Below are 26,482 nucleotides of genomic sequence, written 5' to 3' on the forward strand. Positions count from 1 at the left end.
TGGGACCACTGGCCCAGCGGCTTTTGCTTTACCTTCCCCAACGAAGGCGGCAGCAACGGCACCATCGTGATCGACAAGGGCGACATCCTGCTGCCCCAAAAATGCTACACCAGCGACAAGATCGTGCTGACGGTCGAGAACGGCTTTGCCACCAAGATCGAAGGCGGGGTCGACGCCGAACTGCTGCGCGAGTACATGGCTTCGTTCGATGACCCCGAGGGCTACGCCATCTCGCACATCGGCTGGGGCCTGCAGCCGCGCTGCCACTGGTCCACGATGATGCTGTACGACCGCGAGCAGTCCATCGCCATGGACGCCCGGGCCTACGAAGGCAACTTCCTGTTCTCGTTGGGCCCCAACAACGAGGCCGGCGGCAACCGCACCACTGCCTGCCACATCGACATTCCGCTGCGCAACTGCACCGTCAAGGTCGACGGCAAGGAAGTGGTGCGCAACGGCAAGGTTCTTGACGAGGCCGTGAAATGAGCCAGAGCGACGTCCAGACTTATTCGCGCCAGGGCTTTGGCGCCCAGCTCGAGCTCAAAGCGCCCATCGGGCTGCTGATCATCGACCTGGTCAACGGCTTTGCCAACCCCGACGTGTTCGGCGGCGGCAATATTCCGCAGGCCATCGCCAATACGGTGCCGCTGCTGGCCGAAGCGCGCAAGCGCGGCTGGGTGGTGGCCCATACTCGCATCGTGTTTGCCGACGACGGCGCCGACAACAACGTGTTCAGCCTGAAGGTTCCCAGCATGCTGGGCCTGAAGGAAGACGAGCACAACAGCGCCATCGTGTCCGAGCTTACGCCGGCGCCCGGCGAGCTCGTGGTGCGCAAGACCGTGCCTTCGGCCTTCTTCGGCACTCCGCTGGCCGCCTGGCTGGCGCAGCGCGGGGTGCAGACGCTGGTCGTGGCCGGCGCCGTCACCAGCGGCTGCGTACGGGCCAGCGTGGTCGACGCCATGCAGTTCGGCTTTCGTCCGCTGGTGCTGTCCGACTGCGTGGGCGACCGCGCCATCGCGCCGCATGACGCCAACCTGTTCGACATGGAACAAAAGTACGCCACCGTCATGACCCGCGACGAGGCGCTTGCCGCCCTGGCCAAGGTCGAGAAGGTCTGATTCTTGACTCTCGGTGTGGCTTAGGCTGCGGCGAAGGGTTTATTGGACTGGGCGCCGGGCACTTTTGAGTGTTCGGCGCTTTTATTTTTGGCGGCGTTTTTATTGGGTTTTAAAACGCCGCTGAAGGGAAAAGGTATTTTTCCGGGCGGTCGGGCGGTTTGTGGCAGCGCCCTCCAACGCCCGGAAAAATACCTTTTCCCTCCAACGGCTCCGCTTTGGGCAGGTCATACGAGCCCTGGCTTCCATTTGGAGCGAAGCGTGGGGCTAGGGAAACACGGCGTACAAAGCACGACACACAAACAAAACCGGCTCGGGGGACACCCGAGCCGGCTTTGTTTGACCGGATGGATCGGTCAGACCGGATAGACCAGGTCGTTGGCCAGAATGGTGGTGTGATAGATGACCTGGCGCTCTTTGAGCAGAAGCTTGTCGCCTGAACGCACGAAGGTGTCGTAATAGCGGCCCGCCAGATGCATGGTGGAGGGGCTTTCGACCAGGGTCTCGATCAGCAGGAAGTTGGCTTCGGCCTCGATGTCGCCGTTTTCAGCCTGGTCGACAATGCGGGTATTGGTGACGATGTGCAGGTTGTAGCGCGGGGCAAACATCTGCGTGCGGTTGATGGCCACCGCCCGGTCGTGCATCATGTTGCGGCCTTCAGCGTAGACCAGGCCGACCGGCAGACCCAGGTCGGCGTTCTCGCGCGCGGTGATGCGGTAGATGGCGTCCTCGGTGAAGAACTCGGGCCACATCTCGACCTGTCCGCCGTCCAGCACGGCGCAGTATTCGGCGTTGAAGGCCTCGACTTCGACCAGTATGTGCTGCGCCGTGGCGGCATCGAGCCGGGAGGGTTTGTAGGCGTATCTGTTATTGGTTGATTTTTGCATTTAAAACCCCATCACGCTGCGGTAGTACTGGTACATGGCGCGGATCGACGCCTCGGAAATCAAGGTGGTGGACGTTCCGACCTTGCCGGAGTCGAGCTTGAGCACATTGAGATCGGTGGTCGAGCGGCGCACGCCCTCTTGCACGAATTTCATGGCTTCGTTGTCTTCAAGGCCCAGGAAGCCCGAGGGACCCATCAGGTTGCCCTGGCGCAGGCGATGGCGGGTCATCTCTTCGGTGTCGTCCTCGTAGCCGAACATGGTCCATTGCATGATCATGCTGTGGGGGCCGTTGGGTACGATCTGGCGCACGCCGAGCGTGTTCATTTCACGCTGCACCATCAGGTTGGGCCAGATGGTCTGCATGGTAACCGACCACGGCGAGTCGAACTCTTTGATGTATTCGAGGAAGCGTTCGTCACGCAGGCGCAGGCCTTCGTGGAAGGAGCGCATTTCTTTCTTGGTGTCTTCGCTGACCTTGGCGTACTTGTCTTCGGTTTTCGCCGAGCCCATGTAGCCATGGCGGCCGTGCACGCTGTCTGAAAGCATGGTGGACTTGTTGCCGGCCACCAGAAGCCCGAACACGACCAGGAAGGAGTGCAGCAGCGTCGCGTGGTAGGGATCCTTCAGGTTCTCGTGGTACATCTTCCAGTTGCAGGGCAGCTCGTTGCGGTAGTAGCCCAGGACCTTGAGCGGCTTGCCGGGAAAGACGACCTTGAAGTCTTCGAGGATTTCGGGGCTGAGGTATTCTTCGATCGGCTCGACCTTGTCGGAGTACGAAGCGAAGATCACGCCATTGAGCGTGGTGACGTGCAGCTTGCGCAGGCCATGGTCGGCATTGCGGAAGTCTTTGGGCATGCCGCCCTCTTTATTGACGCCGCGCTTGAAGGGGATGCCTTGCAGGTCGCCCTTAAGAGTGTAGGACCACTGGTGGTACGGACAGACGAATTCGTTGGTGTTGCCGTGGCTTTCGCGGCAGAACTCGGCGGCGCGGTGGGCGCAGCGGTTCTCGAAGACATGGATGGTGCCGTCTTCGGCGCGCGACACGACCACGGGCACCGGACCCACGAACGAGCGCTTGTAGTCGCCGCTATTGGGAATCTCGGCCTCGAGCGCGACGTAGTTCCAGGTGTCTCCCTGGAAGATGCGCTGCATTTCAAGATCGTAGACTTCCTGGCTGGCATAGACCCAGTCAGGAATGTAATGCAGGCCGTCTTCCGGCCATACGCACTGGGACAGGGGCAGGTCTTTGGTTGCCCCGGTCTGTCCTATGACAGTTTGAGATTGATACATGAGAGCACTCCTGTGGAATCGTTTTGATCAGCCCGCGGCCGACGCAAGCAGCGCCTTGGCGTAGGCCTTCATCGTGGTGGATGTATCGCTGAACCCGGCGGCGTCTATGCTGAGCCCGCGCTCGAGTACGGGGCGCAGGGCGCGCAGGTCGCCGCCGGCGTTGACGGCCAGCGCATGGCGTGGAACAGAGCCCTGCAGCCCCAGCATGATGAACTTGGGGCTGGCGTCGGCCGGATCGATGCCGCCGCGCAAGACATAGTGCAAGCCCGCCCGGGGCAGGCCCAGCATCTGGATGTTGCAGTCGAACTGGTCGGTCCAGAACCAGGGGAATGCGGCCGGCGGCGCATCGACGCCCAGCATGGCGCAGGCCGCGATGCGTGCTTGTTCGTTGGCGTTCTGCCACGATTCGAGACGCAGCGCGCCGTGGCCTTCATGGTGCTGGCTGGTGCAGTCTCCGGCGGCGTAGATGCGCGCATCGCTGCTGCGGCACAGCGCGTCGACCTCGATACCGCCGTTGGCGGCATTGAGCTGCAGGCCGGCCGACTGCGCCAGCGCGGTAGAGGGTACAAGGCCCACGGCCACCACAACCAGGTCGGCCTGTAGCACGTTGCCGTCGGACAGCGAGACGCGCACCCCGTCGGCGGGAAGCTGCAGGTCGGTGATGGACTGGCCCAGGTAAAGCGTGGCGCCCGAGGCGGCCACCCGTGCCTGCAGCCAGTTGGAGAAGGCTTCGGGTACGACGCGTCCCAGTGCGCGCGAGGCGGTTTCGACGACCGAGACCTCGACCCCCATGCTGCGAGCCGTCGAGGCGATTTCCAGGCCCAGGAAGCCGGCGCCGATGATCACGGCGCTGCGCGCCTGGCGCAGGGCGTTGCGCAGCCTGCGGGCTTCGTCGAGCGTGCGCAGGTAATGCACCTGGGGAGCATCGGGTGTCAGGCCCGGCAGGCGGCGCGCCGCCCCGCCGGTGGCCAGCAGGCAGCGGTCGTAGGCTACGATGGAACCGTCGGAAAGCGTGGCTTGCGCAGAGGCGGGGTCAAGCGAGACAACCTCGGTGCCCAGGCGCAGGTCGATGCCGCGGGCCGAGAAAAAATCTTCTTCCTTGACGCTGATGCCGGGCTCGTCGGCTTCGACGGCGGCCAGCACCGCCTTGGAAAGCGGAGGGCGTTCGTAAGGTGCGTGGGCCTCATCGCCCACCACGGTGATGCGGCCGTCAAAGCCCTGATCGCGCAGCGTGGCCACGGCCACGGCGGCGGCTTGTCCGGCTCCGACGACGAGTATCGATGAAACAGCGCTCATGGGTGTCCTGTTGGCTGATGGGCGGTTGGCTACAGTTCGACGAGGATGTCTTCGCCTTCGGTCTTGACCTGGTAGGTCTGGATGTCGACCGTGGCGGGGGCGCACATGGCCTTGCCTGTGCGAAGATCGAACTGGGCCTGGTGCAGGGGGCATTCGACACAGCCGTCTTCGATATAGCCATCGGACAACAGGGCGTATTGGTGCGTACAGACGTTGTCGGTAACGAAGTACTCGCCTTCGGTGTGGTGCAGCGCCAGCTGCTTGCCATCGACCTCGATAGCGAGGGATTCGTCTTCGTCGACTTGCCCGACCTGGGCGATTTTGATCCAGTTAGCCATTATTTATCAAGTGTACTGAGTAATAGGAAGTATGCTGAACAATATAGTCAGTATGCTGCATATTATAGCGCTGCTGTATTAGGGTTTTCACTAAATGTCGCGACAAATCGATTTTTCGCCATTATCATGTCGACCCTTGAGCGTGTGAAGCGCCTTTTTGCCGCCGGGCCGGCCCAAGGCGGGTGCCCCCGGCAAGACGGTCCCCCTTCGGGGGGGCGGCAAGCAGGCGAAAGCCTGCACGGCGTGGGGGCTTTTTTGCCGCCGGGCCGCCCCAAGGCAAAAACGGCCCCCTCGGGGGGCAGCAAGCAGGCGAAAGCCTGCGCGGCGTGGGGGCTTTTTCGGTGCGCCGTGCTTCTTTTTGGCGCGTTTCCCGATGACGCTCCTGCGAGAGCGCTCCATTGAGGTGCGCCAACCCGGCGCCAGGGTCGAACTTCTTGTTTCCCGGCTGCCGGGGGCCATCTTCGTACCCATCGCGGCTTGCCCAGGTTGGCATGATTGTTGCGTTTGATCGCACAAGGCCCGCTATAGTTTCTGGAACATTCTTGGTATTTTCCCTCGTTGACATGTCTCTAATTGTTCAGCACACTAACAAATCGCTCAGCGTGCTGATGACTATTTGCGCCGACTGCTACAGCCGGCGCAAGGCCACGCCACAGCAAGATGGGGGGCCGGCGTGAACCAGAGCAACGGGCCGGGCGCAAGCCGAATCGGCTGCACCGCAACCGCCGGGAAACTGTCGGCATGCCGACAAACAATATTCCAATACAAACAGGAGCAGTAAATGCAACGACGTCGCTTTCTTACCCAGGCCGCTGCGGCGGCCGGCGCAGGCCTGGCAGCCGCCGGCTTGCCCGCAGTCGCCCAAGGCACTCCCTCGGTCCGGTGGCGCATGTCCACGGGCTGGCCCAAAAGCCTCGATGAAATGTACGGTTCCGCCGATGCGCTGTGCAAACGCGTCAGCGAGCTTACCGAAGGCAAGTTCGAAATTCGCGCCTTCCCGGGCGGCGAGCTCGTGCCCTACGCGCAAAACATGGAGGCCGTCAGCAACGGCACCATCGAATGCAACCACGTGCTGGCCACCGCCCACATCGGCACCAACACGGCAGTCGCGTTCGACACCGGCCTGTCCTTCGGCATGAACGCGCGCCAGCACAACGCCTGGGTGCAGCGTGGCGGCGGCCTCGAGCTTCTGCGCGAAATGTACAAAAAGCACGGCATCGTCAATTTCGTCTGCGGCAACGTGGGCGTGCAGATGGGCGGCTGGTTCCGCAAAGAGATCAAGTCGCTGGCCGACCTGCAGGGCCTCAAGATGCGCGTCGGCGGCATCGGCGGCATGGTGCTGACCAAGCTGGGCGCCATTCCCCAGCAAATTCCGCCCGGCGATATCTATCCCTCGCTCGAAAAAGGCACCATCGATGCGGCCGAATGGATCGGCCCCTACGACGACGAGAAGCTGGGCCTGAACAAGGTCGCTCCCTTCTACTATTCGCCGGGCTGGTGGGAAGGCAGCGCCTCGATCACCACCATGGTCAACGAAAAGGCCTGGAACGACCTGCCGGCGCCTTTCAAGGCTGCGTTCGAAACCGCGTGCAACGAGCAAACGCTGCGCATGAACGCCGCATACGACGCCCTGAACCCTCCCGCGCTGCGCCGCCTGGTTGCCGCGGGCGCCAAGCTCAACTTCTTCCCCAAAGACGTGATGGATGCCGCATACAAGACATCGCAAGAACTCTGGGTCGAGCTGGCCGACAAAAACCCCGACTTCGCCAAGATCTACCCTGAATGGCGCAAGTTCCAGGAAGGCCAGGTGGCATGGTTCCGCGTGGCCGAAAGCGCGCTGGACAACTTCACCTTCAATGCGGTGAGCCGTTCTTCGAAGTAATCAGGTAGCAAAGCAGTACTGTAAACAGGCAGGTTCAAGTCATGAAAGTTCTAGAACATCCGGCAAGGACGGTAAAGCCCCAGGGCATAGGCGCGCGCGTGCTGCGCAAAGAAGACCAGCGCCATTTGCAAGGCAAGGGCAACTTTATCGGCAATATGACCATGCCGGAGCTCAACGAGGTCGCCTTCTTGCGCAGCCCGCTCGCGCATGCCCGCATCACCGACATGCGCGTGCCCAAAGAAGGAGCCGGCCGCATCTTCCTGCGCACCGACATGCCCGACGCGCTGGACATCATTGCGGACTCGACCCTGCCCACCTATCAGGTGTCGGCCATACCGCCGCTGGCGCATGACAAAGTGCGCTATGTGGGCGAGCTGGTCGCCATGGCCTATGCGCCCACCCGCGCCGAAGCCGAAGACCTGACCGAGCTGGTAGAAGTCGATTATGACGACCTGCCTGTTTACGTCGATACAGACAGCGCCATGAAGGCGACGAGCGATTTCATCCACGACGAGTGGAAGGACAATACCTTCGTCACCCTAAAGGCCGACACCAATTTCGACGAGCTGGCCTCGCAGGCCGAAGTCGTGGTCAAGCAGAAAGTCAGCCTGGGCCGGCAGTGCATGCTGCCCATGGAAGGCATGGCCGTGCTGGCCTACTGGGACCACCAGGCCGACCAGCTCGTGGTCTACGCCGGAACCCAGGTGCCCCACCTTGTGCGCACCGGCCTGGCCGAGTTTCTGGACATGCCCCAGGAACAGATACGCGTCATTTCCCCCGATGTGGGCGGCGGCTTCGGCTACAAGTGCATTTTGCAGCGCGAAGAGCTCTGTGTCGCCTGGCTGGCCAAGACCTTCAAGAAACCCTTCCGTTACATGGAAGACCGCCGCGAGCACCTGATCGCGGGCGCCGTCACGCGCGAGCACGACTACGAAGTCACCGCCTACGCCAACAAGCGCGGCAAGGTGCTGGCGCTCGAGGCTACCATTACCATCAACGGCGGCGCCTATTCTGTCTGGCCCTTCACAACCGGCCTCGAGGCCGGCCAGGCGGTGGGCAACCTGCCCGGGCCGTACGCGTTCCGGGGCTACCGCTGCACCACGCGCGCCGTGGCCACCAACAAGCCTCCCTTCATGCCGTATCGTGGCGTGGCGCGCACCGGCGTGTGCTTTGCCATCGAACTCACCATGAACGCCATAGCCCGCGAGGTGGGACGCGAAGACTGGGAGATCCGCTTCGAGAACCTCGTCACGCCCGAGCAGATGCCCTACGTCAACGTTACCAACAAGCATCTTGACGGCGGCGACTATCCGGCCAGCTTGCGGCGCGCCCTTGAAATGATCGACATCGAGGGCATCCGCGCGCGCCAGCAAAAGGGCAGCCCCGACGGCCGCCTGATCGGCGTGGGCGTGGGCACCTATACCGAGCAGTCCGCGCACGGAACCTCTGTGTTTGCCTCATGGGGCACGCCGCTTGTCCCGGGTTTCGATCAGGCCTTCGTACGCATCACGCCCGACGGCGGCCTGGAAGTGCGCGCCGGCATCCATTCGCATGGCCAGGGCATGGAAACCTCGTTCGCGCAGATCGCGAATGACGTACTGGGAATCGATTTTTCACGCATCAAGCTGGTGCATGGCGATACCGACCGCACGCCTTATTCCAGCGGCACCTATGCTTCGCGCTCGCTCGTCATGTCGGGCGGCGCCGTGGCCTCGGCCTGTAAGCAACTGGTGCCGCGCATGCGCAAGATCGCGGCCCACCTGCTCAAGTCGAACGACGCCGCGGCGCTCGAGTTCCGCGACGGACGCTTCTTCGCCTTGGGACAGCCCGGCGGCGAGGCCAGCGTCTCCATCGCCGATGTGGCCGAAGCCTGGTACCTGAAACCGCATCTGCTGCCCGTCGACGTCGACACCGGGGGCCTCGAGATCAGCGTGGGCTACAAGACCAAGGTCGACACCGGGGCCTTCACCTATTGCAGCCAGGCCGCGGTCGTCGCTGTCGATCCGCACACCGGCCAGATTGAAATCCTCGACTACGTGGTGGTCGAAGACTGCGGCATCATGGTCAACCCCATGATCGTCGAGGGCCAATGCATTGGGGGCATCGCCCAGGGCATCGGCACGGCCTTCTACGAAGAAACGCCCTACGACGAATTCGGCCAGCCCCTGGCCTCCACCTTGGCCGACTATGTCATGCCGGGCGCCACCGAGGTGCCCAATATCCGTTTCGACCACTTCGAAACGCCGTCGCCCAACACCGAGTTCGGCGCCAAGGGCGTGGGCGAGGGTGGCGGCATCGCTCCGCCGGCCGTGCTGTTTGGCGCCGTCAACAATGCCTTGCAGGGCCTGGGCGTCGAAATGACCCAAACGCCCCTCACCCCACATCGCCTCTTGACGGCCATCGAGGCGGCCCGGCATTCCGGGGAAAACTCGTCGACGGGTACGACAGGAAAGTAGGATGAAAGCAGCTAAATTCGAATACGAGCGCGCAGGCAGCCTGGCTGGCGCGCTGGATCTCCTCCACGACGAAAGCGTGGTGGTCAAGGCCATGGGGGGCAGCCAGTCGCTGGGGCCCATGTTGAACCTGCGGCTGGCGCGTCCGGCCAAGGTGGTGGACGTCTCGGCGCTGCCCGAGCTGCGCACGGTCACCGAGGCCGGCGGCCGCATACGCGTCGGCGGCGCGGTCACCCACGCCGAGATCGAAGACGGCGTCTTCCCCCTGCTGGCCGGACACATGATGCAAAGCGTGGCCGAGCGTATCGCCTACCGCGCGGTGCGCAACCGTGGCACCGTGGGCGGCAGCCTGGCCCATGCCGACCCCGCCGCCGACTGGGTGCTGGCCACCACGGCCCTGGGCGCGCAGGTTGAAATCGCCGCTCCGGGCGGCCAGACCCGCATGGTGAACATGCCCGAATTCATGATCGGGGCCTACACCACCGAGCTTGGCGCCGGCGAACTGATCGCCGCCGTGCACGTTCCCAAGATGAGCCCAGGTACCCGCTGGGGCTACTACAAATTCTGTCGCAAAACAGGCGAGTTCGCCGAGGCGAGCTGTTCGGCGTTCTTCGACCCGTCCACGCAGACGGCCCGCATCGCCGTGGGCGCTCTCGACGGCGCGCCCCAGTACCTTGACGAACTGGCGGCCCGTGTTGCCGAGCAGGGAGCCGCGGCCATCGATCGCGACGCCATCCATGCCGCCGTCAAGGCCATCACGCCCGAGAAATCCGAAGTGGATCGTGGATTATTTGTCACCGTGGTCGAGCGCTGCCTGCGCCAGGCGCTGGACGCGTAGAGGTATTACACATGTCTGAACTATCAATGGAAGTAAACGGGCGCAAGGTCACGGGAGACGTTCCCGCGCGCACCCACCTGGGCGACTTTTTGCGCGACAAAGTGCGCCTTACCGGCACCAACCTCAGTTGCGAGCACGGCGTGTGCGGCGCCTGCACGGTGCTTGTCGACGGCAAGCCGGTGCGCTCGTGCATCACCTTCGCCGTGGCTTGCGAGGGCAAGCAGGTCACCACGATCGAGGGCTACGACAACGACCCCATCATGCGCCGGCTGCGCGAGGCCTTTCACGAAAAGCACGCCTTGCAGTGCGGCTTCTGCACCCCCGGCATGCTGACCACTTCGCGCGATATCGTGCTGCGCCTTCCCGAGGCCGACGAGCACCGCGTGCGCATCGAGTTGTCCGGAAACATCTGCCGCTGCACGGGCTACCAAGGCATTACGGCCGCCGTCATGTCGGTGCTGCAGGCCCTGCGCCAGCAGCCCGACCCCGAGGTCGACGCCCTGCGCCGCGCCACGGCCGAGGGCAAGGCCGCCCTGCCCGAACCGGCCAAGGCCGAAGAGTTCGCCGGCTTCCAGGCCGTGCGGCGCCCCGCCGCCAAGCCTGCGGCCGCAGCCGCTGCCCCGGCAACGGCTGCTCCGGCGGCCGCCGCTCCCGCGACCGACAAGGCCGGCAAGGGCTCCAGCATACAGGGCGGGTTCGACGTGCCCTTCCCTGCGGCGCGGGTCTGGCAGTTCATGTCCGACCTGCCCGCCGTGGCCGGCTGTCTGCCCGGCGCCGTCATCGAAGAGCAGGTGGGCGACGAGGTCAAGGGCAAGATCGCCATCAAGTTCGGCCCGATGGCGGCCGCCTTCAAGGGCGCAGCCAATCTCGAGCGTGACGAGGCCGCCATGTCGGCCGTGCTGCGCGGCGCGGGCCAAGATACGCTCAGCCAGTCGCGCGCCAAGGGCGACGTCAGCTATCGCGTCGTGGCCGTGTCCGACCAGGCCTCGCGCGTCGAAGTCGATTTGCTGTACTCCTTGCAAGGGCCCCTGGCGCAGTTCTCGCGCTCGGGGCTTGTGCAGGATTTCGTGCGCCGCATGATCGCCGAGTTTGGCCGCAACGTGGCCAAGCGCCTCGATCTTCCGGAGGGCGCTGAACCGGCTCCACAGGCCGAATTCAGCCCATTCAAGATGTTCATGAGCGTCCTTTGGGATCGCATCAGGCGATTTTTTGGCGGCAAGGCCTGATGCCCTCCTTATTCAACACAACCCGGACCTTACAGAAAATACAGGGAGTGATGATGAAAAAATTTATATCCAAAGCATGGCTGAAGGGCGGTCTGGGGCTGATGGCCCTTGCTATGGCGGCTTCGGCTGCCGCACAGCAAAAACTCGAGCCCTTGTCGGTGCGTCTCGACTGGACTCCCTGGGGCATCCATGGCGCCTTCCACCTGGCCAAGAGCAAGGGCTGGTACGAACAGGCCGGTCTCGACGTCAAGCTCGAGGACGGCAACGGCTCGGTCACCACGGTGCAGATAGTGGGCTCGGGCGACAGCTTCGACGTGGGCCACGCCGCGCTTGCATCGATGATGATCGCCCGCGACAAGGGCCTGCCGGTCAAGGCCGTTGCGCCATTTGCCCGCCGCAGCGACATCGGCGTGCTGGTGCCGGTTGATTCCGACATCAAGGGTCCGGCCGATCTCAAGGGCAAGAAGCTCGTCTACACCGCGGGCTCGCTCGAGGCGCCCTTCATCGACGCCTTCCTGGCCGAGGGCGGCATCAAGCGCAGCGATCTCGAACTGCTTAACGTTGAAGCCGCCGGCAAGGTCACCACCTACGCCGTGGGGCGTGCCGATGCAGTGGTGTCGACCATTCCCTTCGTCATCGCGTCGGTGTCCGAGCGCCGGCCCTCGCGAGCCATTTCGTTCGCCGACTACGGCCTGAACATGCCCAGCTTCGGCATTTTCGCCAGCGAAGAAAAGCTCAAGGAAAAGCGCGACCAGATATCCCGCTTTGCCAGCGTTACCGCGCGTGCTTGGCAGTACATCTATGACGGCCACCAGGACGAGGCCGTGAAGGCCATCATGGAACAGCGGCCCCAGGCCCGCCTCGATGCCAAGATACTGCGCGGGCAGATCGACGCACTGTACGAATACTTCGGCAAGCCCGCCAAGGACGAGCGCATCGGCGTGCCGGTCCCCGCCGATTGGGAAGAGGCCGTCAAGACGCTGCGTTCGGTCGACGTGATCAGCGACAAGCTGCAGGCGACCGATTTCTACGCCACCGACCTGGTCCATCCTGAAAAGTACGACGGGATGGTGAGCAAATGAGCGTAGCGGCTGTACAGGCCCGGAATGTCTCCAAGCAATACCCGGGCGCCCGCGGCGTCCAGGCATTGTCCGGAATCACCACGGACATTCCCGCCGGCCGCTTCGTCAGCATACTGGGACCCAGCGGCTGCGGCAAAAGCACCTTCCTGCGCTGCGTGGCGGGGCTCGAGAACATCACGGGCGGCGAGCTGCTGGTGAATGGCTCCAAGGTGCAGGGCCCGCCCGACGGCGTCGGCATGGTGTTCCAGCGCGATGCCCTGCTTGAATGGCGCAACATCCGCAAGAACATCCTGCTGCCGGTCGAGTTTGCCAAGAAGCGGCCGCAAGACTACACCGACAAGGTCAATCATTTGCTCGACCTGGTGGGCCTGAGCGATTTCGGGCACAGCTATCCGCGCGAACTGTCGGGCGGCATGCGCCAGCGTGCGGCCATCTGCCGCGCCCTGGTCGACGACCCCAGCCTGCTGCTGATGGATGAGCCCTTCGGGGCGCTTGATGCCTTCACGCGCGACCAGATGAATTTCGAGCTGCAGCGCATCTGGATGGAAACCAAGAATACCGTGCTGTTCGTCACGCACGGCATTTCCGAGGCGGTATACCTGGGCGACGTGGTCATGGTGTTTTCGCCGCGTCCGGGCCGCCTCATGGAAACCATCACCATCGATCTGCCGCGTCCGCGCCCGCTTTCGGTGCGCGAAACGCCCGAGTTCGGCCGCTATACCGCGCACATCCGCAGCCTGTTCGAAGAAATGGGCCTCATCAAGGAGGGCGCATGAAATCCGCTCTCAATAACCTGGGCATGGGGGCGGCGGGCACGCTGTCCCTGATCATAGTCTTCATCATCTGGGAAGTGCTCTGCCGCGTACTGCACGTGCGCGACATCATGCTTCCCCTGCCATCGCAGATATTCGTCGAGCTCTGGGCCGACCTGCCGTGGTACCTGAGCCATTCGCTCTATACGCTATGGACCACGCTGGCCGGCTTCGTGCTGTCGGTGGTGGGCGGCGTCCTGATCGCCATCGGGCTGGTGGGCTCGCGCCTGTTCGAACGCTTCCTGTATCCGCTGATCATCGGCTTCAACAGCGTGCCCAAGGTTGCCCTGGCTCCCTTGTTCGTCGTCTGGCTGGGCACGGGCGCCGAGCCCAAGATCGCCATCGCCTTCCTGATCGCCGTGTTTGCCATCATCGTCGACACGGTCCACGGCCTGCGCTCGGTGCCTGCCGACGTAACCGACCTGGGCCGGGTGCTGCGCGGTTCGGCCTGGGATTTCTTCTTCAAGGTCAAGCTGCCCTGCGCGCTGCCGTCGATGGTGGCGGGCATGAAGGTGGCCATGTCGCTGGCCCTGGTCGGCGCCATCGTCGGCGAGTTCGTCTCATCGCAAAGAGGCCTGGGCTACATCATCATGAGCGCCCAGGGCACGTTCGATACCGTGCGCGTGTTTGCGGCCCTGTTCATTCTTGCAGTAATGGGCCTGGCGCTGTATGGCCTGCTGGCATGGCTGGAAAAGAAAGCCACGCCCTGGAGACAGGTGCACAGCGATTGAAGTTGTTTTTACCGGGTGCGCCGCGGGCATGCAAGGCTCGCGGCCCGGTGCCGTAATGCGCTACTAAAGGGGAACACATGCGCAGTCTACTTGCCTTTTCGCGCTCAATCGACGCGCTTAGCCGCCTGGTCGGCAAGGTCGTCGCCTGGGTGATTCTGATAGTGGTGGTCGTCAGTGCCACTAACGCCGTCAGCCGCAAGGTCTTCGACATGAGCTCGAACGCCTGGCTCGAGCTTCAGTGGTATCTGTTCGGAACCATCTTCCTGCTGGCCGCCGGCTATACCCTGCTCAACAACGAGCACGTTCGGGTCGACGTACTGGCCACCAAGTTCTCGGAACGCACCCAGATCAAGATCGAGATCTTCGGCGTGCTGTTCTTCCTGTTGCCCGTCAGCTGCCTGGTGCTGTGGATGGGCATACCCATGTTCATCGACTCGTTCGTCAGCGGCGAGATGTCGTCCAACTCGGGCGGCCTGATACGGTGGCCGGTGAAGCTGCTGGTGCCCGTGGGCTTTACCCTGCTCATCCTCGCGGCCCTGTCGCACCTGATCAAGTGCATCGGCTTCCTGAAGGGCGCCTGCCCCAACCCCACGGTCAAGCTCAACGCCAAGACCGCTGAAGAGCTGCTGGCCGAAGAGATCGCGCAGCAAGCCGCCGTCCAGGCTCAAGAAAACACCAAGAAAGGCTCCTGAACCATGGAATTCCTTATCGCGAATATGGCGCCGGTGATGTTCGCCACGCTGATCATTTTTTTGCTGCTGGGGTTTCCGGTTGCTTTTACCCTGGCCGCCCATGGCCTGCTGTTCGGCCTGATAGGCATCGAGCTGGGCTTTTTCACCCCGGCGTTGTTCCAGGCTCTGCCGCTGCGCATCGTCGGCATCATCTCCAACGACACCCTGCTGGCCATCCCCTTCTTCACCTTCATGGGGCTGATACTTGAACGCTCGGGCATGGCCGAAGACCTGCTCGAGACCATAGGCCAGCTTTTCGGGCCTATGCGCGGAGGCCTGGCCATCGCGGTGGTCGTCGTGGGCACCATGCTTGCCGCCACCACCGGTGTGGTGTCTGCGTCAGTGATCTCCATGGGGCTTATTTCGCTGCCCATCATGCTGCGCTACGGCTATGACCGCCGGCTGGCCACTGGCGTGATCGCGGCGTCGGGCACCTTGTCGCAGATCATTCCGCCCTCGCTGGTGCTGATCGTGCTGGCCGACCAGTTGGGCCGTTCCATCGGCGACATGTACCGCGGCGCCATCGTGCCCGGCTTCATTCTGGTGGGCCTGTACATCGGCTATGTCGTCCTTCTGTCGCTGTTCAGGCCCAAGGCCGCGCCGGCCATTCCCGCCAGCGCCCGGGCCTACATCGAGCCCAATGGCAGCCACGGCACGCGCTCTTTGATCGTGCTCATGCTGATCGCCGTGGCGGGCGCGGTGCTGCTCGACGAATGGTTCATCGCCGAGGGCGCCGCCATCGACGAGGCCATCGTGATCGGCGTGCTGCTGTGGGGCACCATCGCCTTCGTGCTGGCCGTGATCAACAAGGTGCTGCGCCTGGGCCTGGTGTCGCAGATTGCCGAACGCGTCACCTTTGCCATGATCCCGCCCCTGGTGCTGATCTTCCTGGTACTGGGCACCATCTTCCTGGGTATCGCCACCCCGACCGAAGGCGGCGCCATGGGCGCCGTGGGCGCCATCATCATGGCGCTGCTGCGCAAGCGGCTGTCGCTGGCCCTGCTCAAGCAGGCCATGGACACCACCATCAAGCTCACGTCTTTCGTCATCTTCATTCTGGTGGGCTCGACCATCTTCACGCTTACCTTCCGCGGCGTCGATGGCGACCTCTGGGTCGAGCACCTGCTGGTGGGCCTGCCGGGCGGCGAGCTGGGCTTCCTGCTGTTCGTCAGCGTGTTCACCTTCGTAATGGCCTTCTTCCTTGATTTCTTCGAGCTGGCCTTCATCATCGTGCCGCTGCTGGGGCCGGTGGCCGACAAGATGGGCATCGACCTGATCTGGTTCGGCGTGCTGCTGGCGATCAACATGCAGACCTCCTTCATGCACCCGCCCTTCGGTTTCGCCCTGTTCTACCTGCGGTCGGTCGCGCCCAAAGAAGACTACAAGGACAAGATCACGGGCAAGCTCATCGCCAAGGTGCGCACCATCGACATCTATTGGGGTTCGGTGCCGTTCATCTGCATCCAGCTGATCATGGTGATCATCGTGCTGGCCTTCCCCGGGCTGGTCACCCACTACAAGGCGGGGGCGAGCAATATCGACCCCAGTACAGTCAACATCAACATCCAGAGCGACTACGGGTCCGGAGGCATGTATGGCAGTGACAACGCAATGCCCAGTTTCGACTGATGCCACTGCGTGACTGGGTTGCCGCCCTGGCGATCATCATCGCCTGGGGCGTCAACTTTGTCGTCATCAAATGGGGGCTGGATGAGATCCCGCCCTTTTTGCTCGGCAGCCTGCGCTTTCTTCTGGTGGCGCCGGCTGCCTTCTTTATTGCACGCCCCGCGGTTTCGTGGCGCGTTCTGCTGCTCCTGGGCATGACGCTCAGCGTCGCGCAGTTCGCCTTCCTGTTCACCGCCATGAGGGTAGGCATGTCGGCCGGCCTGGCGTCGCTGGTGCTGCAGTCGCAGGTGTTCTTCACCGTGCTGATCGCGGCCCTGCTGTTCGGTGAGCGCATACGGCCCCATCATGTGCTGGGCATGTGTGTCGCCGCCGTCGGGCTAGGCCTGATCGAGGGGGGAGCGGTGGGCGGCAACATCACCCTGCTGGGCTTCGTGCTGACGCTGGCGGCGGCGCTCAGCTGGGCCTGCGGCAACATCGTGGTGAAGTACGCCGGCAAGGTCGACATGCTGAGCCTGGTCATCTGGGGCGCGTTGGTGCCGCCCATACCCTTCTTCATCATGTCCTGGTTGTTCGAGGGCCCCGCCGTTATCCGCTCCACCTTCGAGAACATGACCTGGAAGGGCGTGGGTGCGCTGGTCTATCTGGCGCTGATGGCCACAACCCTGGGCTTCGTGCTGTGGGCCAGGCTGCTGGCGCGCCACCCTGTCAGCAAGGTGGCGCCGCTGAGCCTGCTGGTGCCCATCGTGGGGCTGCTTTCCGCCGCCCTGTTGCTGGATGAGCAGCTGCATCCGTTGCAGTGGGCCGGAGGGCTCATCGTGATGATCGGGCTGGCCGTCAACCTGATGGGGCCCCGCATGCTCAAGACACTGCGGGCCTTGCGCTAAAATCTGCGTTTTATCTCATACCCCTACCGGCTCTTGGCGGGGATCTTCGGAGCAATCATGAAATTCGATCAGTCGGGCGTCGACGCGCTTATGGAAATCACGGCTCGTCCGGAACTCGTGTTTGTGCGAGGAGAAGGCTCCTGGCTTGAAGACCACAACGGCAAGCGCTACCTGGACCTCGTCCAGGGCTGGGCCGTCACCTGCCTGGGCCACTGCCCCCCCGCGCTGGTGGAAGCCATTACCGAGCAGGCCAAGGTGCTCATCAACCCTTCGCCGGCCTTCTACAACCAGCCCTCGATGGACCTGGCCAAGCGCATCACGGGCGCCTCGTGCTTCGACCGCGTGTTCTTCGCCAACAGCGGCGCCGAGGCCAACGAGGGTGCCATCAAGCTGGCCCGCAAGTGGGGAAGGGTAAAGCGCAGCGGCGCCTACAAGATCATCACTTTCGAACACGGTTTTCATGGCCGCACGCTGGCCACCATGTCGGCGTCGGGCAAGCCCGGCTGGGACACCCTGTATGCGCCCCAGGTCGACGGTTTTCCCAAGGCCCGCCTCAACGACCTTGATTCCGTCAAGGCGCTCATCGACGACCAGACGGTGGCCGTCATGCTCGAGCCCGTGCAGGGCGAGGCGGGCGTGCTGCCGGCCAGCACCGAATTCATGCAGGCCCTGCGTGAACTCACCCGGCAGCAGGGCCTGCTGCTGATCGTCGACGAAGTGCAGACCGGCATGGGCCGCACCGGCAAGATGTTCGCCTACCAGCATTCGGGCATCACTCCCGACATCATGACGCTGGCCAAGGGCATAGGCGGCGGCGTCCCCCTGGCGGCCCTGTGCGCGCGCGAAGAGGTCTGCGTCTTCCAGCACGGCGACCAGGGCGGTACCTACAACGGCAATCCGCTCATGACCGCCGCCGGTATCGCGGTGTTCGACACCATCAACGCGCCGGGCTTCATGGATTCGGTGAACGAGCGCGCACAGCAGCTTTCCACGGGCCTGCTGGCGCTTTCAGCCAAATGGGGCATGAAGGGCGAGCGCGGCCTGGGCATGCTGCGCGCCCTGATGATGGACCGCGCCGACGGCGCGGCCATCGTCGAGGTCGCGCGCAAGCGCTCGCCGCAGGGCATGCTGCTGAACGCGCCGCGGGCGGACGTGCTGCGCTTCATGCCGGCGCTGAACATCAGCGCCGACGAGATCGACCTGGCGCTGGCCTGGCTCGACGAGATCATCGCCCAGGTGCGCGCTTAAACGCCAAATCGCCCGGCTGTGGGCCGGGCGATTGGCGGTGTGTTCGTCAGTGTTTCCGGCCGCGCTTACCCCTGCGCCTTGACCACCTGCCGCCAGTGATGCAGTAGCGGCTCGGTGTAGCCATTGGGCTGGTCCAGCCCCTTGAAGACCAGGTCCGAAGCCGCCTTGAACGCGATAGAGCCGTCAAAATTGTGCGCCATGGGACGGTACAGCGGATCGCCCTGGTTCTGCTTGTCGACCACCGCCGCCATGCGCTCCAGCGTCTTTTGCACCTGTTCGCGAGTGACAATGCCGTGGTGCAGCCAGTTCGCCATGTGCTGGCTGGAAATGCGCAGCGTCGCCCGGTCTTCCATCAGGCCCACGTCGTGGATGTCGGGCACCTTCGAGCAACCCACCCCCTGGTCGATCCAGCGCACCACATAGCCCAGGATGCCCTGTGCATTATTGTCGAGTTCCTGCTGGATCTCTTCCGCCGACCAGTTCGTGTCGGCGGCCACCGGAATCGTCAGGATCTTTTCAAGCAGGGGCTCCGACTTGCCCTCCATGCCGCGCTGGATCTCCTGCACGTCCACCTGGTGATAGTGCAGCGCATGCAGCGTGGCCGCCGTGGGCGAAGGCACCCAGGCGGTATTGCCGCCCGCCTTCAGGTGGCCGATTTTTTGCGCCAGCATGTCGGCCATGAGGTCGGGCATGGCCCACATGCCCTTGCCGATCTGGGCGCGTCCGCGCAGGCCGCATTCAAGGCCTGTCTGTACATTGTTGCGCTCGTAGGCATCGATCCAGACGCTACGCTTCATGTCGCCCTTGCGGATCATGGGCCCGGCCTGCATGGAAGTGTGCATCTCGTCGCCCGTGCGGTCGAGGAAGCCGGTGTTGATGAAGGCCACGCGCTCCACCGCCTGCGCAATGCAGGCCTTGAGGTTGACGCTGGTGCGGCGCTCTTCGTCCATGATGCCCATCTTGAGCGTGTTGGGCGCAAGGCCCAGCAGCTTCTCGACGCGGCCGAACAGCTCGGTGGAAAAGGCGACTTCGGCCGGCCCGTGCATCTTGGGCTTGACGATGTAGATGGAGCCCGTGCGTGAATTGCCCTTGCGCTGCAGGTCGTGCATGGCGGCCAGCGAAGTGACGACGGCGTCGAGTATGCCTTCGGGCGTTTCATTGCCGTGCTCGTCGAGCACGGCCGGATTGGTCATGAGGTGGCCGACGTTGCGGATGAGCATCAGCGAGCGGGCCGGCAGGGTCTGTTCCCGGCCTTGCAGGTCGGTGTAGCGCCGGTCGGGATTCAGCGCCCGCGTGAAGGTCTTGTCGCCCTTGCTGATGTCTTCGGCCAGGGTGCCCTGCATGAGGCCCAGCCAGTTGCGGTAGGCCAGCACCTTGTCTTCGGCATCGACCGTGGCCACCGAGTCTTCGCAATCCATGATGGTGGTAAGCGCGGCCTCTAGCTGGACATCTTTGATGCCGGCGCTGTCCTGGCTGCCTATGGGGTGGTTGTTGTCGATCTGGATCTCGAAGTGCAGGCCGTGGTGGCGGAACACCAGGGCTTCGGGCGCCTTGGGGTCGCCGCGATAGCCCAGCAGCAGCGCGGGGTCGGCCAGGCCGGTGGTGTCGCCGCCCGAAAGCTCGACCTGCAGCTTGCCGTCGGAAACCCCATAGGCGACGGCGCTGCTGTGCGAGCCCTGGGCCAGGGGAATGGCCTCGTCCAGGAAGCGGCGCGCGAATTCGATGACCTTGGCGCCGCGCGTCGGGTTATAGGCGCCGCCGCGTGTCGCGCCGTCGTCTTCAGAGATGGCGTCGGTGCCGTACAGGGCATCGTAAAGGCTGCCCCAGCGGGCGTTGGCCGCGTTGAGGGCATAGCGGGCGTTGGTAATGGGCACGACCAGCTGCGGGCCGGCCTGCTGGGTGAATTCGGCGTCGAGGCGGTCGGTGCGCACGGCGACTGTAGCGGGGGCGTCTTGTAGATAGCCGATCTTGCGCAGGAATTCCTGGTAGGCGGCTTGGTCGGAGACGGGCCCCGGGTTGCGGCGGTGCCAGTCGTCGATTTCGGCCTGCAGGCGATCCCGTTCGGCCAGCAGGGCACGATTGCGCGGCGCCAGCTCGTGCATCAGCTCGTCGAAGCCGGCCCAGAAGGCGGCCGCGTCTACACCCGTGCCGGGCAGGGCTTCGTTCTGGATGAAGTCATAGAGGGGCGTGGCGACCTGAAGGCGGTGGCTGCGCGTTCTTTGAGTCATGGCGTTTTCCTGTGGTGAAGGGTTCATGTTGCGGCAACAGTGTCCCGCTACGATGTTTAGCAGTAGTATGGACTTCGCGCCTACGGCGCTCAACCGCCGCCCGGTTAAAGGACTTTATACTTTTTAGTATGTAATTATTTTGCTTTACCGCACTTAATTGCCAAAATCATTTAAAGGAGCAGGCGTCATGAAACGCGTACAACGTGTCGGCGCAGCGTCGGCATTACTCCTGCTAGAGGGCTGGTCCGCGGCCAAAGGCCGCGATGCCCTGCAGAAAACCTATGTGTTCAAGAATTTCAACGAGGCCTTCGGCTTCATGACCTGCGTGGCCCTGCAGGCCGAGAAGCTCGATCATCATCCTGAATGGACGAACGTCTACAATCGTGTGGAAGTCACTTTGACGACCCACGATGCCGACGGTGTCACCGAGCGTGACGTGGCCCTGGCGTCTTTCATGGATCAACTGGCTTAGGGCCTGTTAACCCCTAAAAGGGCAGCCCTTTTAGGGTTAACAGGCCCTGAGCGGCTTGCATGCCGGAGCAATAATGTCCAACCCCCTGGGTTTCCTGGGCCCCACGCTGACGCCCCCCTTGATGCCTTATGCGGGCTTTCGCGACGCAGACCAGGCGGTAGGCCGCCTGATCGAAATATACGAACGCAACACCGCCTTCATACGCCAGGCGTTCGACGACTATGTGCATGGCCGCCTGCTGCCCGGGCAGCGCGTGCGCGCGTGCTATCCGGCGGTGCGCATCAAGGTGGGCACCTACCAAGAGGTGGACAGCCGCCTGTCGTACGGCCATGTGGTCGAGCCCGGCACCTACCTCACCACGGTTACCCAGCCCCGGCTCTATGGCAGCTATCTGCGTGAGCAGATCGGCCTGCTGCTTGAAAACCATGGCGTGCCGGTCGAGATCGGCGAATCCGACACCCCCATTCCGCTGCATTTTGCCTTCAACGAAGGCGAGTACGTGGCTGCCCACCATTCCACCGACCTGGGCAATGTGCTGCGCGATCATTTCGACGTGCCCGACCTGAAGGCTACCGACGACGCGATCGTGAACGGCACCTGGCAGGGCCGGGGCGGCGAGCCGGAGCCCCTGGCGCCGTTCACCGCGCCCAGGGTGGATTACTCTTTGCATCGGCTGCAGCACTATACGGCGACGGCGCCGCGGCATTTCCAGAACTTCGTGCTGTTCACCAACTATCAGTTCTACATCGACGAGTTCTGCCAATGGGCGCGCGAGCAGCTGGCGCAAGGCGAGGGCGGCTACACGGCGCTGGTCGAGCCGGGCAATGTCATTACCGAACGGGGCGATGCGGGCAAGCCGGGCGGCCCGGCGCTGAGCCGCATGCCGCAGATGCCCTCGTATCACCTGGTGCGTGAAAACCATACGGGCATTACGCTGATCAACATAGGCGTGGGGCCGTCCAACGCCAAGACCATTACCGATCACGTTGCGGTGCTGCGGCCTTCGGCCTGGCTGATGCTGGGGCATTGCGCGGGCCTGCGCACTACGCAAAGGCTGGGCGATTATGTGCTGGCGCACGGCTATGTGCGCCAGGACCACGTGCTGGACGACGACCTGCCGCTATGGGTGCCGGTGCCTCCGCTGGCGGAAATCCAGGTGGCGCTCGAGCAGGCGGTGGCCGAGGTGTCGGGGCTTTCGGGCTGGGAACTCAAGCGCATCATGCGCACGGGCACGGTGGCCAGCATCGACAACCGCAACTGGGAGCTGCGCGAGCAAGAGCCCGTGCAGCGGCTTTCGCAGTCGCGCGCGATTGCTCTGGACATGGAGTCGGCCACGATTGCGGCCAACGGCTTCCGGTTTCGGGTGCCCTACGGCACCTTGTTGTGCGTGTCCGACAAGCCGCTGCATGGCGAGTTGAAGCTGCCGGGCATGGCCAGCGATTTTTATCGCCGGCAGGTTTCGCAGCATTTGCATATCGGGATACGGGCGCTTGAAAGCCTGCGCGAGATGCCGCCGGCGCGGCTGCATTCGCGCAAGTTGCGTAGTTTTCTCGAGACGGCGTTCCAGTGACGGGATCGTTGCGCTTCGGCTTTTTGGTAAAGAGCTCTTTGCTTTTGTGCGGACTGTTGCCTGGGTTCTTGAGCGGGTGAGGGCGGGCAGGTGCCTGGCAGTCCGCATCATGCGGCCCTTCGGGCTACCCGAATTTCGCTTGTTTGGTCGGGCGGCGGCAGAACTCAACCTCAGCGCTGCGCGCTTCGGGATGAGCCCGGACACATGACAGTCCCTGCGGACTGTCATGCGCCTGGCGAATCCGAGCGGCATGCAGGCCGCGAGGTGGGTAGGACAGGCTGGCGCCGAAAGCCCCCGACCAAACCAGAGAAATTCGGCGCACGCTGGACAGACTGCCAGGCACCTGCCCGCCCTCACCCTTGGAGCTTGCCATTTTTGGTAGGCCAGCTTGCTGGGTTCTTTTTAGTGTTCTATTTTTGGGCCAGCTTGTCGTTCTTCTTGTCGGCTTTTTTCTTGCCTTTGCCCTTTTTCTTGCCGTCTTTTTTCTTGTCTTTCTTCTTCCCGGACGAAGCTTTTTCTCTCGGCGTTGCTGTCTCTTCGTCGGGCGTGGATATCGCCTCGGCTACGGTTTTCTTCCCCGCCTTGGCCTTCTTCTTGGCCGCGGCTTTCTTTTCGGGCAGGGCCAGCATGGTGCCGCGACAGACGTCGTGGCCGCACAGGCATAGGTATTGGGCGCGCAGCTTTTTGGTGATCTTGCCTTCCATGACCAGGCCGTAGTCGTAGAAGAGTTCTTCGCCCTGGTCGATGTTGCGCAGCGCCGTGATGTAGACGCGGGTGCCGCTGGGGTTTTCCGCGGTTTCGCAGTTGGGGGCGCAGGAGTGGTTGATCCAGCGGGCGTCGTTGCCCCGGTCGCCGCCGTCGATGACCTTGCCGCAGCTTAGCGAAAAGTAAAAGGTATGGAAGGGATCGTTGGGGTTGGCGGGATGCCTTTCGTCGGCCTGCTCGGGGGTGATGCGGGCGCCGGTGTATTCAATGATGCGGGTGCCGGCGGGGATGTCGCGCGCGGCGAAGACGCCGTTGCCGTGCAGCGGCGAACGCCGCACGAGGTGCCAGGGCTGTTTTGTTGTGCTCATGCGGGATGTCAGAACGGGGGGTCGAGGTCGTCGGCCTTGGCCGTGGCTTTGGTGGCGGCTGCCTTTTTGGCGGCCGTCTTGGCTGGAGCCTTCTTGGCGGCGGCTTTTTTGGCGGCGGTCTTGGTGGCCTTCTTGGCCGCGGTTTTAGTCGCGGTTTTTGAGGCGGCCTTGGTCGCTGTCTTGCCTGCCGTCTTCGAGGCTGCCTTGGCGGCGGTCTTGCGGGCCGATTTCTCGGGCCGGGGCTCGAATTCGAAGCTGACCTTGCCGTTGGCCTGCTTGACGAGATAGGCCTTGAACTTGCGGTTGGTGCGGCTGGAGACGAAGCCGTCGAGCAGGTCGGTCTTGCCCTCGGCCAGCAGCTTTGAAACCTGCTGCGGCGAGATTTCTTGCTGCAGGATGATCTTGCCGGTGCGGAAGTCGCACGATTTTTCAGGCCCGACGGATTTCTCGCAGACGTAGTTCATGCCGTGCTCGAAGACGCGCGCCCCGCATTTGGGGCAGGGGCCCAACGGGATCTGGGCCGAGAAGTCGACGGGCTCGGCGTTCTCGTCGTCGTTCTGGCCGAAGTCGAACTCAAGCTTGTATTCGTCGGTGATGCGCAGCAGGGCCGAGAATGGACGCCCCATCTTGCTGATGAAGCCGGTAAGAGGGCCCAGCGTGCGTTCTTTGAGCAGGGTCTCGACTTCGGGGATCTCGAAGGTGCGTCCGCCGGGATGCTTGCCGATGGAAAAGTCGCATTGCGTGCAGGCATAGCGGCGGTAGTTTTCCTTGACCACGCCGCCGCACTTGGGACACGGGGTCTGCAGGGTGGCGTAGTCGCCCGGAACGGTGTCGCGTTCGTATTCTTTGGCGCGCTTGACGATGATCTGCGTCATTTGCGCGATTTCGCGCATGAAGGTGTCGCGGTCGAGCTGGCGCTGTTCGATCTGCTTGAGGCGGTGTTCCCATTCGCCGGTGAGCTCGGGCGAGGTCAGCTCGTTGACACCCAGGCCGGACAGCAGGGTCATGAGCTGGCGGGCCTTGGCGCTGGGAATGAGTTCGCGTCCTTCGCGCCGCAGATAGCCTTCGTTCAGCAGGCCTTCGATGATGGCGGCGCGGGTGGCCGGGGTGCCCAGGCCGCGCTCGGACATGGCTTCGCGCAGGGCTTCGTCGTCAACCAGCTTGCCGGCGCCTTCCATGGCCGACAGCAGGGTCGCCTCGGTGAAGCGGGCGGGCGGCTTGGTGGCCAGGCCTTTTGCTTCGATGTCCTCGGTGAGCACGGTTTCGCCTTCGGCAACCGCCACAAGGGTGGTGTCGTTTTCTTGCTTGTCGCGGCCATAGATGGCCAGCCACCCCGCCGACACCAGCACCCGGCCTTCGGTCTTGAAGTGATGTCCCGAGACTTCGGTGATGCGGGTGGTGACACGGAATTCAGCGGCCGGGAAGAACACGGCCAGGAAGCGGCGGGCCACCAGTTCGTAGATCTTGCCTTCGGCGTCGCTCAGTTCGCGCGGTACCTGCAGGGTGGGAATGATGGCGAAGTGATCGGACACCTTCTTGTCGTCGAAGATGCGCTTGTTGGGCTTGATGCGGTCGGCCTTGAGCAGCTGGCCCGCAAAGGGGCGCACGCTGGCCGCGGCCGCCGAGCCGCCATCGGACAGGGCCTGCACGGTGTCGCGTACGGTGGAGACATAGTCTTCGGGCAGGTAGCGCGAATCGGTACGCGGGTAGGTCAGGGCCTTGTGACGTTCATAAAGGATCTGGGCCAGCGCCAGCGTGGTCTTGGCCGAGAAGCCGAAGCGCGAGTTGGCCTCGCGCTGCAGCGAGGTCAGGTCGAACAGGGCCGGCGACATCTGCGTGGCGGGCTTGGACTCTTCGGTGACCGTGCCGGGCTTGTCGCGGCAGGCGGCGACAATGGTTTGTGCCGCGGTCAGCGACCACAGGCGCGAGTCGCGCTGTTCGCTGTCGTCGGTTTTCTTGAACTTGGGATCGAACCAGCGGCCGCTGTAGAAGCCGGCCGCGGCGGCGAAGCTGGCATGTACTTCCCAGTAGTCGCGCGACACGAAGCTGCGTATGCGCTCTTCGCGCTCGGCCACGATGGCCAGCGTGGGCGTTTGTACCCTGCCCACCGGGGTCTTGAAGAAGCCGCCGTCTTTGCTGTTGAAGGCGGTCATGGCGCGGGTGCCGTTGATGCCGACCAGCCAGTCGGCCTCGGCGCGCGACCGGGCGGCGGCTTCGAGCGGCTTGAGGGCGTCGTCTTCGCGCAGCGAGGCGAAGGCCTCGCGGATGGCTGTCTGGGTCATCGAGCGCAGCCACAGCCGCTGGACCGGCTTCTTGACGCCCGAATACTGCACGATGTAGCGGAAGATCAGCTCGCCCTCGCGGCCCGCGTCGCAGGCGTTGATGATGCTGTCGACATCTTTGCGCTTGAGCAGCTTGACGAGCAGTTTGAGGCGCTCGGCCGATTTTTTGTCGGCGGGCCCCAGTTCGAACTGGGGCGGGATGACAGGCAGGTGGGTGAAGCTCCATTTGCCGCGCACGGGGTCGTTGGGCGCCACCAGGGTCAGCAGGTGGCCGACGCTGGAGGCCAGCACGTATTGCTCGCTCTCGAAGTAGTCGCCCTCGCGCGTAAACCCCCCAAGGGCGCGGGAAATATCCAGGGCGACCGAGGGTTTCTCGGCAATGATCAACGATTTAGTCATGGTGTTCCAGGGCGCGGCA

General features: G+C 63.5%; 22 protein-coding genes. 15 read left to right on the forward strand and 7 right to left on the reverse strand.

Annotated features, from left to right (window positions below):
* Both C7440_RS19520 and C7440_RS19525 read left to right on the forward strand, forming a co-directional pair.
* The coding region (locus tag C7440_RS19520; RefSeq protein ID WP_480383348.1) for a 2,5-dihydroxypyridine 5,6-dioxygenase NicX family protein at nucleotides 1–486 on the forward strand (486 nt) is incomplete at its 5' end.
* Complete coding sequence (locus tag C7440_RS19525; protein ID WP_116519648.1) at nucleotides 483–1,118, forward strand: N-carbamoylsarcosine amidohydrolase; 636 nt, start codon at nucleotides 483–485, stop codon at nucleotides 1,116–1,118. The genes C7440_RS19520 and C7440_RS19525, both read left to right, overlap by 4 nt.
* Before the next feature lie 353 nt (nucleotides 1,119–1,471).
* Here C7440_RS19525 and C7440_RS19530 read toward each other — a convergent pair whose 3' ends face one another.
* The 4 genes from C7440_RS19530 to C7440_RS19545 are packed head-to-tail and all read right to left on the reverse strand — an operon-like array spanning nucleotide 1,472 to nucleotide 4,926.
* Nucleotides 1,472–2,002: an aromatic-ring-hydroxylating dioxygenase subunit beta gene (locus C7440_RS19530; protein ID WP_116519649.1), complete on the reverse strand. Its 531-nt coding sequence runs from the start codon at nucleotides 2,000–2,002 to the stop codon at nucleotides 1,472–1,474.
* Nucleotides 2,003–3,292 carry an aromatic ring-hydroxylating dioxygenase subunit alpha gene (locus tag C7440_RS19535; RefSeq protein WP_017525522.1) on the reverse strand — a complete coding sequence of 430 codons (1,290 nt, stop codon included), beginning with the start codon at nucleotides 3,290–3,292 and terminating at the stop codon, nucleotides 2,003–2,005. It lies immediately after the preceding gene.
* 27 nt (nucleotides 3,293–3,319) lie between these two features.
* Nucleotides 3,320–4,588, reverse strand: a complete 1,269-nt coding sequence (locus C7440_RS19540) for an NAD(P)/FAD-dependent oxidoreductase (RefSeq protein WP_116519650.1) — start codon at nucleotides 4,586–4,588, stop codon at nucleotides 3,320–3,322.
* Between the two features lie 29 nt (nucleotides 4,589–4,617).
* Nucleotides 4,618–4,926, reverse strand: a complete 309-nt coding sequence (locus C7440_RS19545; RefSeq protein ID WP_116519651.1) for a non-heme iron oxygenase ferredoxin subunit — start codon at nucleotides 4,924–4,926, stop codon at nucleotides 4,618–4,620.
* 781 nt (nucleotides 4,927–5,707) lie between these two features.
* On the opposite strand from C7440_RS19545, the gene C7440_RS19550 reads away from it, so the two are divergent.
* From C7440_RS19550 to C7440_RS19600, 11 genes are all read left to right on the forward strand, one after another.
* Nucleotides 5,708–6,808 carry a TRAP transporter substrate-binding protein gene (locus tag C7440_RS19550; RefSeq protein WP_116519652.1) on the forward strand — a complete coding sequence of 367 codons (1,101 nt, stop codon included), beginning with the start codon at nucleotides 5,708–5,710 and terminating at the stop codon, nucleotides 6,806–6,808.
* 41 nt (nucleotides 6,809–6,849) lie between these two features.
* Nucleotides 6,850–9,264: a xanthine dehydrogenase family protein molybdopterin-binding subunit gene (locus C7440_RS19555; protein WP_116519653.1), complete on the forward strand. Its 2,415-nt coding sequence runs from the start codon at nucleotides 6,850–6,852 to the stop codon at nucleotides 9,262–9,264.
* Nucleotide 9,265: 1 nt separating this feature from the next.
* Complete coding sequence (locus C7440_RS19560; RefSeq protein ID WP_116519654.1) at nucleotides 9,266–10,099, forward strand: FAD binding domain-containing protein; 834 nt, start codon at nucleotides 9,266–9,268, stop codon at nucleotides 10,097–10,099.
* Between the two features lie 11 nt (nucleotides 10,100–10,110).
* Nucleotides 10,111–11,325, forward strand: coding sequence for a xanthine dehydrogenase family Fe-S subunit (locus tag C7440_RS19565; RefSeq protein ID WP_116519655.1), 1,215 nt, complete (start codon nucleotides 10,111–10,113; stop codon nucleotides 11,323–11,325).
* Nucleotides 11,326–11,372: 47 nt separating this feature from the next.
* Nucleotides 11,373–12,407 carry an ABC transporter substrate-binding protein gene (locus C7440_RS19570; RefSeq protein WP_026067888.1) on the forward strand — a complete coding sequence of 345 codons (1,035 nt, stop codon included), beginning with the start codon at nucleotides 11,373–11,375 and terminating at the stop codon, nucleotides 12,405–12,407.
* Nucleotides 12,404–13,183 carry an ABC transporter ATP-binding protein gene (locus C7440_RS19575; protein ID WP_116519656.1) on the forward strand — a complete coding sequence of 260 codons (780 nt, stop codon included), beginning with the start codon at nucleotides 12,404–12,406 and terminating at the stop codon, nucleotides 13,181–13,183. The genes C7440_RS19570 and C7440_RS19575 overlap by 4 nt, the downstream gene beginning before the upstream one ends.
* On the forward strand, nucleotides 13,180–13,950 hold the full coding sequence (locus C7440_RS19580) for an ABC transporter permease (RefSeq protein WP_017524216.1): 771 nt from the start codon (nucleotides 13,180–13,182) through the stop codon (nucleotides 13,948–13,950). The genes C7440_RS19575 and C7440_RS19580 overlap by 4 nt, the downstream gene beginning before the upstream one ends.
* A gap of 77 nt (nucleotides 13,951–14,027) precedes the next feature.
* Nucleotides 14,028–14,642 (forward strand): TRAP transporter small permease subunit, encoded by a 615-nt coding sequence (locus C7440_RS19585; protein WP_116519657.1) that lies wholly within the window; start codon nucleotides 14,028–14,030, stop codon nucleotides 14,640–14,642.
* Between the two features lie 3 nt (nucleotides 14,643–14,645).
* A complete protein-coding gene (locus C7440_RS19590; protein WP_116519658.1) occupies nucleotides 14,646–16,310 on the forward strand; it encodes a TRAP transporter large permease in 1,665 nt (554 codons plus the stop codon).
* The gene (locus tag C7440_RS19595) at nucleotides 16,310–17,191 is read left to right on the forward strand and encodes an EamA family transporter (protein ID WP_116519659.1); all 882 of its coding nucleotides are present in this window, start codon (nucleotides 16,310–16,312) and stop codon (nucleotides 17,189–17,191) included. Before C7440_RS19590 ends, C7440_RS19595 begins: the two co-directional genes overlap by 1 nt.
* Nucleotides 17,192–17,248: 57 nt before the next feature.
* A complete protein-coding gene (locus C7440_RS19600) occupies nucleotides 17,249–18,439 on the forward strand; it encodes an acetylornithine transaminase (RefSeq protein WP_116519660.1) in 1,191 nt (396 codons plus the stop codon).
* 65 nt (nucleotides 18,440–18,504) lie between these two features.
* On the opposite strand, the gene C7440_RS19605 is transcribed toward C7440_RS19600, so the two are convergent.
* A complete protein-coding gene (locus tag C7440_RS19605) occupies nucleotides 18,505–20,667 on the reverse strand; it encodes a malate synthase G (protein WP_116519661.1) in 2,163 nt (720 codons plus the stop codon).
* 187 nt (nucleotides 20,668–20,854) lie between these two features.
* Here C7440_RS19605 and C7440_RS19610 point away from each other — a divergent pair, with 187 nt between their 5' ends.
* Both C7440_RS19610 and C7440_RS19615 read left to right on the forward strand, forming a co-directional pair.
* A complete protein-coding gene (locus tag C7440_RS19610) occupies nucleotides 20,855–21,139 on the forward strand; it encodes a 4a-hydroxytetrahydrobiopterin dehydratase (protein ID WP_017524317.1) in 285 nt (94 codons plus the stop codon).
* A gap of 121 nt (nucleotides 21,140–21,260) precedes the next feature.
* On the forward strand, nucleotides 21,261–22,709 hold the full coding sequence (locus tag C7440_RS19615) for an AMP nucleosidase (RefSeq protein WP_243410989.1): 1,449 nt from the start codon (nucleotides 21,261–21,263) through the stop codon (nucleotides 22,707–22,709).
* Between the two features lie 410 nt (nucleotides 22,710–23,119).
* Here C7440_RS19615 and C7440_RS19620 read toward each other — a convergent pair whose 3' ends face one another.
* Both C7440_RS19620 and C7440_RS19625 read right to left on the reverse strand, forming a co-directional pair.
* The gene (locus C7440_RS19620; RefSeq protein WP_116519663.1) at nucleotides 23,120–23,782 is read right to left on the reverse strand and encodes an SET domain-containing protein; all 663 of its coding nucleotides are present in this window, start codon (nucleotides 23,780–23,782) and stop codon (nucleotides 23,120–23,122) included.
* An 8-nt stretch (nucleotides 23,783–23,790) separates the two neighbouring features.
* Nucleotides 23,791–26,463 carry a DNA topoisomerase III gene (locus C7440_RS19625; protein WP_116519664.1) on the reverse strand — a complete coding sequence of 891 codons (2,673 nt, stop codon included), beginning with the start codon at nucleotides 26,461–26,463 and terminating at the stop codon, nucleotides 23,791–23,793.
* Nucleotides 26,464–26,482: the final 19 nt, after the last annotated feature.

The sequence above is a fragment of the Pusillimonas noertemannii genome (assembly GCF_003096595.1).
In the GTDB taxonomy this organism is placed as follows: domain Bacteria; phylum Pseudomonadota; class Gammaproteobacteria; order Burkholderiales; family Burkholderiaceae_B; genus Pusillimonas; species Pusillimonas noertemannii.

Coding starts and splice junctions, on each gene's coding strand:
- C7440_RS19590 (WP_116519658.1), top strand. CDS start 14,646: ATGGAATTCCTTATCGCGAATATGGCGCCGGTGATGTTCGCCACGCTG.
- C7440_RS19540 (WP_116519650.1), bottom strand. CDS start 4,588: ATGAGCGCTGTTTCATCGATACTCGTCGTCGGAGCCGGACAAGCCGCC.
- C7440_RS19610 (WP_017524317.1), top strand. CDS start 20,855: ATGAAACGCGTACAACGTGTCGGCGCAGCGTCGGCATTACTCCTGCTA.
- C7440_RS19525 (WP_116519648.1), top strand. CDS start 483: ATGAGCCAGAGCGACGTCCAGACTTATTCGCGCCAGGGCTTTGGCGCC.
- C7440_RS19600 (WP_116519660.1), top strand. CDS start 17,249: ATGAAATTCGATCAGTCGGGCGTCGACGCGCTTATGGAAATCACGGCT.
- C7440_RS19620 (WP_116519663.1), bottom strand. CDS start 23,782: ATGAGCACAACAAAACAGCCCTGGCACCTCGTGCGGCGTTCGCCGCTG.
- C7440_RS19565 (WP_116519655.1), top strand. CDS start 10,111: ATGTCTGAACTATCAATGGAAGTAAACGGGCGCAAGGTCACGGGAGAC.
- C7440_RS19575 (WP_116519656.1), top strand. CDS start 12,404: ATGAGCGTAGCGGCTGTACAGGCCCGGAATGTCTCCAAGCAATACCCG.
- C7440_RS19625 (WP_116519664.1), bottom strand. CDS start 26,463: ATGACTAAATCGTTGATCATTGCCGAGAAACCCTCGGTCGCCCTGGAT.
- C7440_RS19530 (WP_116519649.1), bottom strand. CDS start 2,002: ATGCAAAAATCAACCAATAACAGATACGCCTACAAACCCTCCCGGCTC.
- C7440_RS19545 (WP_116519651.1), bottom strand. CDS start 4,926: ATGGCTAACTGGATCAAAATCGCCCAGGTCGGGCAAGTCGACGAAGAC.
- C7440_RS19560 (WP_116519654.1), top strand. CDS start 9,266: ATGAAAGCAGCTAAATTCGAATACGAGCGCGCAGGCAGCCTGGCTGGC.
- C7440_RS19605 (WP_116519661.1), bottom strand. CDS start 20,667: ATGACTCAAAGAACGCGCAGCCACCGCCTTCAGGTCGCCACGCCCCTC.
- C7440_RS19585 (WP_116519657.1), top strand. CDS start 14,028: ATGCGCAGTCTACTTGCCTTTTCGCGCTCAATCGACGCGCTTAGCCGC.
- C7440_RS19595 (WP_116519659.1), top strand. CDS start 16,310: ATGCCACTGCGTGACTGGGTTGCCGCCCTGGCGATCATCATCGCCTGG.
- C7440_RS19550 (WP_116519652.1), top strand. CDS start 5,708: ATGCAACGACGTCGCTTTCTTACCCAGGCCGCTGCGGCGGCCGGCGCA.
- C7440_RS19615 (WP_243410989.1), top strand. CDS start 21,261: ATGCCTTATGCGGGCTTTCGCGACGCAGACCAGGCGGTAGGCCGCCTG.
- C7440_RS19580 (WP_017524216.1), top strand. CDS start 13,180: ATGAAATCCGCTCTCAATAACCTGGGCATGGGGGCGGCGGGCACGCTG.
- C7440_RS19535 (WP_017525522.1), bottom strand. CDS start 3,292: ATGTATCAATCTCAAACTGTCATAGGACAGACCGGGGCAACCAAAGAC.
- C7440_RS19555 (WP_116519653.1), top strand. CDS start 6,850: ATGAAAGTTCTAGAACATCCGGCAAGGACGGTAAAGCCCCAGGGCATA.